Below are 8,261 nucleotides of genomic sequence, written 5' to 3' on the forward strand. Positions count from 1 at the left end.
AACTTCGACAGCCGACTTGACACGTCGGGCAACTCACCGATATTCTTCTAGTATTCCGAAATCGCGCAACCACCCTCCCCTCGTCCTGCAAGCGGGGCGGGGTGAAGGGAAGCCTGATCAAATGCAAATGCCCGGGACATCTAGCGCGAAGACGCGCTTTTGCCCGGGCATGACGTGAATTTCAGTTGATGCGATCGATGTGGGCGGTTACGCCGTCGCCATATCCGGGAACACCGCCTCGATCTTGGTCTTCAGCGTGGCCGCATTGAACGGCTTGACGATGTAGTTGTTCACGCCGGCCTTCTTGGCCGCGATCACGTTCTCGGTCTTGGATTCCGCCGTGATCATGATGAAGGGCGTGGTCGCAAGGTTGGGATCGGCGCGGACTTCCTTGAGCAGGTCGTAGCCGGTCATCGGCTCCATGTTCCAGTCGGAAATCACCAGGCCGTACTTCTTGCCGCGCATCTTGTTCAGCGCTGCGGAGCCGTCGGAGGCATCGTCGATATTTTCAAATCCAAGCTGCTTGAGAAGATTCCGGATGATGCGGATCATGGTGCTGTAATCATCAACCACCAGAACCGGCATGGACAAATCAACCGCCATCTTTCCCCCCAAAACCACAAACGCAACTTGGCTTCTGCACAAACGCAGCTTTCCGCCAACGACTAACAGCAGGCGTTAAACAGCGCGTTAACCGGCTGAATCCGGATTGTTACGGATTTGACGCGATTTTCGTTAGCCTTGACTTCCACGCCGCCGCCGCGTCACGGTCCGGCGCGCACCATCATGCTTAAGAATCCTTGAAGAATACCACTCATGAGCACCGGCTTTACTGTTATCCGCGACAACACCCCCGCAAGCGCCATTCCGAAGGGCGCCGTGGTCGCGATGGGGAATTTCGATGGCGTCCACCTCGGTCACCGCGCCGTGATCGGCGCGGCGCTTGCGATGGGCAGAGCGCGCGGCGTGCCCGCGCTCGCCGTGACCTTCGAGCCGCATCCGCGCAGCTTCTTCAGCCCGAACACCCCGCAATTCCGTCTCACGGACGAGACCAACAAGCTGCGGCTGCTCGCGGCCACCGGGCTCGCCGGTGCCGTCGTGATGACCTTCGACAAGGCGCGCGCCGGGACCTCGGCACAGGATTTCATTCACCATGACCTGATCGGCCGGCTCGGCATCAGCGGGATCGCAGTCGGTTACGACTTCCATTTCGGCAAGGGCCGGGTCGGCTCGCCGAGCCTGCTGGTCAGCGAAGCACCGCGGCTCGGCATCGAGGTCGATGTGCAAGCCCATGTCGACATCGAGGAGCGCCCGGTTTCCTCCAGTGCCATCCGCATGGCGCTCGCGGAGGGCGAGATCGCGGATGCAACCACGATGCTGGGCGGACCGTGGTTCGTCACCGGCAAGGTGATCCACGGCGAGAAGCGCGGCCGCGATCTCGGTTACCCCACCGCCAATGTCCGCCTCGACAAGCATTGCGGCCTGAAGCACGGCATCTACGCGGTGCGGGTTGGCAAGGGCTCGCAACGGTTCGACGGTGTCGCAAGCTTCGGGCGCCGGCCGACCTTCGACAACGGCGCGCCGCTGCTCGAGGTGTTCCTGTTCGACTTCAAGGGCGATCTGTACGACGCGGTCCTTGATGTCGCATTCATCGGTTTCATTCGCGAAGAGCTGAAATTCGACACCATCGAGGCGTTGATACGCCAGATGGATGACGACAGCGCCAAGGCGCGCGCGGTGCTGGCCGCGGCGCCCGACGCGTTCCCGCAGCTCGGAGTGATTGGTTGAACAGGACTGAAAAGCAAAAAATGCTGGCGGGCGAGCTGTATCGCCCGGATGCAGAGCTCGCCGCCGACCATACCGCGGCGAACAATGGATGGCGCGCTACAACGCGTCGGGCGCATCGTCCGCGGCCGAACTGCACGCGCTGCTCGGTGAGCGCTTCCGCAAGGTCGGCAGGGATGCCGTGATCCGCCCGCCGTTCTTCTGCGACTACGGCAGCAATATCAGCCTCGGCGACGGCGTGTTCCTCAACTTCAATTGCGTGATCCTCGACGTCGTCGAGGTCGTGATCGGCGATCGGACCCAGATCGGCCCAGCGGTGCAGATCTATACCGCCGACCACCCGCGCGATGCCGAAACCCGCCGCGCCGGGCTGGAATTCGGCCGCCCGATCCGGATCGGCAGCGACGTCTGGATCGGCGGAGGTGCCATCATCCTGCCCGGCATCACGATCGGCGACGGCGCCCTGGTCGGGGCCGGCAGCGTGGTCACACGGAACGTCGCCCCCGGCGCGATCGTGGCGGGAAATCCGGCCCGGGCACGGCCGGCCTGAGCCGCCCATGCGCGGCCCTGCGGGCCACCGGGGGGCTTTGCGATTTCCCCGTCCGGCTGCTATGGAAACCCCATGTTTTCGCGGCGCATCATACGGATTAGCGGCCCGGCTTCCGCCTGAGCCTGAAGGCTCGGCGCAAGACCGGGACTTCGCCGTTTCACCCGCGATTGATCGCGTATCCGCGCCCGCACCTGCCAAATCAGAGCTTTCATGTCCGACAAGCCGCAAAAGACCGACGCCCAAAAGACTGACGTTAGGGACTATTCCAAGACCCTTTACCTGCCGCAGACGGAATTCCCGATGCGCGCCGGCCTGCCCCAGCGCGAGCCGGAAATCCTGAAATACTGGAACGAGATCGGCCTCTACACCAAGCTCCGCCAGGAAGCCGAGGGCCGCGCCAAATTCGTGCTGCATGACGGCCCGCCCTACGCCAACGGCAACATCCATATCGGGCACGCGCTGAACAAGATCCTCAAGGACGTCGTGACCAAGAGCCAGCAGATGCTCGGCTTCGACTCCAACTACGTGCCGGGCTGGGACTGCCACGGCCTGCCGATCGAATGGAAGATCGAGGAGGAGAATTACCGCTCCAAGGGCAAGCAGAAGCCGGACTTCCGCGACTCCGCGGCGATGGTCGCGTTCCGCAAGGAATGCCGTGCCTATGCGACGCACTGGATCAACGTGCAGCGCGAGGAGTTCAAGCGGCTCGGCATCATCGGCGACTGGGATCATCCCTACCAGACGATGAGCTACCCGGCCGAAGCCCAGATTGCCCGCGAGCTGATGAAGTTCGCCGCCAACGGCACGCTCTATCGCGGCTCGAAGCCGGTGATGTGGAGCGTGGTCGAGAAGACCGCGCTTGCCGAAGCCGAGGTCGAATACGAGGACTACACCTCCGACATGGTGTGGGTGAAATTCCCGGTCACCTCGCCGGCGCATGGCGCGCTGGCCAATGCCTCGGTCGTGATCTGGACCACCACGCCGTGGACGCTGCCCGGCAACCGCGCCATCTCGTTCTCGCCGAAGATCGCCTATGGCCTCTACAAGGTAACGGACGCGCCGGCGGACAATTGGGCGAAGACCGGCGATCTGTTGATCCTGGCCGACGCGCTTGCCGCCGAGGTGTTCAAGCAGGCGCGCGTCACGTCCTATGAGAAGGTCCGCGATATTCCCGGCGACACGCTGGACGCCGTGGAATGCGCCCATCCGCTGCGCGGCTTCGGTGGCGGCTACGAATTCATCGTGCCGCTGCTCGCCGGCGAGCATGTCACCGACGACACCGGCACCGGCTTCGTGCACACCGCGCCGAGCCACGGCCGCGAGGACTTCGACGTCTGGACGGCCAACACCCGCGAACTCGACGCGCGCGGCGTCCCGACCGCGATCCCCTATACGGTCGACGAGAACGGCGCCTACACCGCGCAGGCTCCGGGCTTCACCGGCAAGCGCGTGCTCAACGACAAGGGCGAGAAGGGCGATGCCAACGAGGCCGTGATCAAGGCGCTGATCGAGGCCGGCAAGCTGCTCGCGCGCGGCCGCCTCAAGCACCAGTATCCGCACTCCTGGCGCTCCAAGAAGCCGGTGATCTTCCGCAACACCCCGCAATGGTTCATCGCGATGGACAAGCCCATCGCCGAGAATGGCCATGCGAAGAAGGGCGACACGCTGCGCGCCCGCGCGCTGCACGCGATCTCGGTCACGCAATGGGTGCCGCCGGCCGGCGAGAATCGCATCAACGGCATGATCGCCAACCGTCCCGACTGGGTGATCTCGCGCCAGCGCGCCTGGGGCGTGCCGATCGCCGTGTTCGTGCGCGAGAATAGCGACGGCTCGGCCGAGATCCTGCAGGACGAGGTGGTCAACCAGCGCATCACCGAGGCGTTCATGGAGGAAGGCGCCGACGCCTGGTACATGGACGGCGCCCGCGAGCGCTTCCTCGGGTCACGCGCGTCGGAGAACTGGAAGAAGGTCGACGACATCTGCGACGTCTGGTTCGATTCCGGCTCCACGCACGCCTTCGTGCTGGAAGACCGCCAGAACTTCCCGCAGCTCGGCAACATCGTGCGCAAGGTCGATGGCGGCAACGACACCGTGATGTATCTCGAAGGCAGCGACCAGCATCGCGGCTGGTTCCACTCGTCGCTGCTGGAAAGCGCCGGCACGCGCGGCCGCGCGCCGTACGACATCGTGCTGACCCACGGCTTCACGCTCGACGAGAACGGCCGCAAGATGTCGAAGTCGCTCGGCAACACCGTCGAGCCGCAGAAGGTGATCAAGGATTCCGGCGCGGATATCCTGCGCCTGTGGGTGTGCGCCACCGACTATGCCGACGACCAGCGCATCGGCCCGGAGATCCTCAAGAACACCATCGAGACCTACCGCAAGCTGCGCAACTCGATCCGCTGGATGCTCGGCACGCTGCATCATTTCAAGCCGAGCGAGAAGGTCGCCTTTGCCGAGATGCCCGAGCTCGAGCGGCTGATGCTGCACGAGCTCGCCGGCCACACCGAGACCATCCGCAAGGCCTATGCCGACTTCGACTACAAGACCGTGGTCGCAAGCCTTGCCGCCTTCATGAACTCCGAGCTGTCGGCGTTCTACTTCGATATCCGCAAGGACACGCTGTATTGCGATCCGCCGTCCTCGGTGGCGCGCAAGGCGGCGCTGACCACGATCGACCTGCTCTGCGACGCGATCCTGAAATGGCTGGCGCCGATCCTCAGCTTCACCACCGACGAAGCATGGCGGATGTATCGGCCGAACGCCGAGCCTTCGGTGCATCTCACGTTGTTCCCCGAAGGTCTCGAGCAATTCCGCGACGACGCGCTTGCCGCGAAGTGGGAGACGATCCGCAACGTCCGCCGCGTCGTCACCGGCGCGCTCGAGCTCGAACGCGCCGCCAAGCGGATCGGCTCGTCGCTCGAGGCATCGCCGGTGATCTACATCGCCGACCGCGAGATGCTGGCCACACTGTTCGACATCGATCTCGCCGAAGTCTGCATCACTTCGAACTATGAGGTGCGCGAGGGCGAGGCGCCGGCCACAGCCTTCCGCCTCGACGCCGTGCCCGGCGTTGCGGTCGTGGTCGAGAAGGCGGTCGGCACCAAATGCGCCCGTTCGTGGAAGATCCTGCCTGATGTGGGCGAGGACCCCGAATATCCCGACGTGTCGCCGCGCGACGCGCAAGCGCTGCGCGAATGGAAGGCGCTGGGGGGCACGGCCTAACCGTCGTCCCTGCGAAAGCAGGGACCCATAACCACCGCTGTCTCGAATGGGCGAAGGCTGATGACCCCGAGTCATTCAAACAATACCCGGCACGGCGTATGGGTCCCGGCTCCGTGCGCAACAGCGCACTCGGCCGGGACGACGCCTTGGGCGGCAAGCCGATGACCTCTGCTGTTCGCGCCGGTGTGCTTGCGGCGGTGATCACCCTGATCGCCGACCAGGCCTCGAAGCTCTGGCTGCTCCATGTCCTCGACATCGTGCATCACGCCCCGGTGCGGGTGACGCCGTTCTTCGACCTGGTGCTGGCCTGGAATCCGGGGATCAGTTTCGGCTGGTTCCAGAGCGAGACCCCGGCGGCCCAGATTCTGCTGATGGTGATCAAGGCAGCGGCCGTGATCGCGCTGGCGATCTGGATGGCGCGGTCGCGGACCTGGCTCGCGACGGTGTCGCTCGGCCTGATCATCGGCGGCGCCATCGGGAACGGCATCGACCGCTTCGCCTATGGCGCGGTGGTCGATTTTGCCCTGCTTCATGCCGAGATCGGGGGAAAAACCTTCAATTGGTACATCTTCAACCTCGCCGACGTAGCGATCGTTGCTGGCGTGGCAGCCCTATTGTATGATTCCGTGGTGGGGACCCCCGCCGTAAAAGCGCCCTGATCCCGGCCGATACGAGCCGGTCAGCGGCCCACACCTGTATCAAGCGGAACTGTGCCTAAGCCAGTGATCGCTTTGGCGAAATTTGAGATGGGAATGGCGCAATGCGCAACACCAAAGCCCGCGGTTACCTGATCGAGACGTCCCGGCTGCCGCTGATGCGCGGCCTGCGCCTGGCGTTCGTCGCAGCCGGGATCGGCCTTGTCATGACGGCCGGCCCGGTGCGCGCCGGCGACGATGAGGATGACGGCGACGATGGCCTGACCTTCGAAGAGCGGATCGTCGACAATCTGATGACCGGGCTCGGCGCCAAGAGCGCGGCCAGCAAGGGCATCGACTACCGCGAGCGCTCGCCGCTGGTGGTGCCGCCGAAGCTCGATTTGCCCCCGCCGGCATCGACCGCCCAGGTCAACGCGCCGAACTGGCCGAAGGACCCTGATATCGCCGCGCGCAAGGCTGCGATCGCGGCGCGCAAGAAGGATGTCAAGAAGGAGCCGTGGCAGTCCGCGGTGGCGTTGACGCCGGCCGAGATCGAGGCCGGCCGCAAGCAGCAGACGGCCACCGATGGCCGCAAGGAGCCGCTGGAGCCCGGCGTGAGCACCAATCCATCGCTGATGCCGAGCCAGCTCGGTTACACCGGCGGCCTGCTCGGCATGTTCAAGGGGAACAGCAGCGAGTCCAAACCGTTCAAGGGTGAGCCGACGCGCGAATCCCTGACCGAGCCGCCGCCGGGCTACCAGACCCCGTCCTCGGGCTATGCCTATGGCACAGGGCCGCAGGCGCCGAAGGTGAACGAGGGCCAGTACGACGTCATGTCCGGAAAACCGGTACAGTGACGCTTGGCCTGCTCGCGCGAAGGCTGACATGAGCAAAGCTTAATGCGGGGCGGCGGGTGTCTCTCCGCTTCGTGACCGTCGGCACGGGAACGACCGTGTACGATAGCTTGCTTTCGCGCCCCGGCCGTGGGTCCGGGCTTTCATAAGGACCATGATGCGCTCTCGCCGATCGATCGCCCTGTTCGCTGCCGCATTCGTTTCCACCATCCCGCTGCCGGGTGCCAGCCTCCGCGCCCAGACCACCGTCACCTCGGAACGCCCCGCCAGTTTCACGCTCGACAACGGCTTGCAGGTCGTGGTGATCCCCGACCACCGCACGCCGGTGGTCACGCAGATGATCTGGTACAAGGTCGGCTCGGCCGACGAGACGCCCGGCAAATCGGGTCTCGCGCATTTCCTCGAGCATCTGATGTTCAAGGGCACCGCCAAGCATCCGGCCGGCGAGTTCTCGCAGACCGTGCTGCGCGTCGGCGGCAATGAGAACGCCTTCACCTCGGTTGACTACACCGGCTACTTCCAGCGCGTGCCGCGCGAGCAGCTGCCCACCATGATGGAGTTTGAGGCCGACCGCATGACCGGCCTGATCCTCAAGGACGAGAACGTGCTGCCCGAGCGCGACGTCGTCCTCGAGGAGTTCAACATGCGGGTTGCCAACAACCCGGATGCAAGGCTGAGCGAGCAGATCATGGCCGCGCTTTATCTCAACCATCCCTATGGCCGACCGGTGATCGGCTGGCACCAGGAGATCGAGAAGCTCGACCGCGAGGATGCGCTCGCCTTCTACCGTCGCTTCTACGCACCGAACAATGCGATCCTGGTCATCGCCGGCGACGTCGACGTCAAGGATATCCGCCCGCTGGTCGAGAAGAACTTCGGCCCGATCCCGGCGCAGCATGCGATCCCCGAGAAGCGGGTCAGGCCGCAGGAGCCGACACCTGCCGCGCCGCGCACCGTGACGCTGTCGGATCCGCGCGTCGAACAACCCAGCCTGCGTCGCTATTACCTGGTGCCCTCGGCGACAACCGCCGCTGCAGGCGAGAGCCAGGCGCTCGATGTGCTCGCGCAGTTGATGGGCGGCGGCGCCAACTCCTATCTCTATCGCTCGCTGGTGATCGACAAGGGCCTCGCGATCTCGGCCGGCGCCGGCTACCAGGGCACCTCGCTCGATCCGTCGCAATTCTCGATCTCGGTGACGCCGAAACCCGGCGT

The 8,261-nt window shown here is 64.7% G+C and carries 7 protein-coding genes and 1 pseudogene; 7 read left to right on the forward strand and 1 reads right to left on the reverse strand.

The genetic code is table 11. The features are described from left to right. Window positions 1–207 precede the first annotated feature (207 nt). Window positions 208–603, reverse strand: a complete 396-nt coding sequence (locus tag AKL29_RS11250; RefSeq protein WP_016844467.1) for a response regulator — start codon at window positions 601–603, stop codon at window positions 208–210. Between the two features lie 213 nt (window positions 604–816). On the opposite strand from AKL29_RS11250, the gene AKL29_RS11255 reads away from it, so the two are divergent. From AKL29_RS11255 to AKL29_RS11280, 7 genes and pseudogenes are all read left to right on the forward strand, one after another. Then, window positions 817–1,788 carry a bifunctional riboflavin kinase/FAD synthetase gene (locus tag AKL29_RS11255; RefSeq protein WP_050384202.1) on the forward strand — a complete coding sequence of 324 codons (972 nt, stop codon included), beginning with the start codon at window positions 817–819 and terminating at the stop codon, window positions 1,786–1,788. A gap of 20 nt (window positions 1,789–1,808) precedes the next feature. Next, entirely contained in the window at window positions 1,809–1,970 is a 162-nt protein-coding gene (locus AKL29_RS46630) for a hypothetical protein (protein ID WP_430648864.1), read from the forward strand. A gap of 209 nt (window positions 1,971–2,179) precedes the next feature. Then, window positions 2,180–2,320 (forward strand): annotated as a pseudogene (locus AKL29_RS46635) (DapH/DapD/GlmU-related protein); the annotation flags it as partial. A gap of 225 nt (window positions 2,321–2,545) precedes the next feature. Then, on the forward strand, window positions 2,546–5,560 hold the full coding sequence (gene ileS / locus AKL29_RS11265; RefSeq protein WP_050384203.1) for an isoleucine--tRNA ligase: 3,015 nt from the start codon (window positions 2,546–2,548) through the stop codon (window positions 5,558–5,560). A 161-nt stretch (window positions 5,561–5,721) separates the two neighbouring features. Further along, window positions 5,722–6,219, forward strand: a complete 498-nt coding sequence (gene lspA / locus AKL29_RS11270) for a signal peptidase II (RefSeq protein WP_028333066.1) — start codon at window positions 5,722–5,724, stop codon at window positions 6,217–6,219. Window positions 6,220–6,320: 101 nt separating this feature from the next. Beyond that, the gene (locus tag AKL29_RS11275) at window positions 6,321–7,052 is read left to right on the forward strand and encodes a hypothetical protein (RefSeq protein WP_028333065.1); all 732 of its coding nucleotides are present in this window, start codon (window positions 6,321–6,323) and stop codon (window positions 7,050–7,052) included. Between the two features lie 151 nt (window positions 7,053–7,203). Then, a partial coding sequence (locus tag AKL29_RS11280) for a M16 family metallopeptidase (protein ID WP_244481936.1) occupies window positions 7,204–8,261 on the forward strand: 1,058 nt, incomplete at its 3' end.

Source organism: Bradyrhizobium pachyrhizi, assembly GCF_001189245.1.
GTDB classification, from domain to species: domain Bacteria; phylum Pseudomonadota; class Alphaproteobacteria; order Rhizobiales; family Xanthobacteraceae; genus Bradyrhizobium; species Bradyrhizobium pachyrhizi.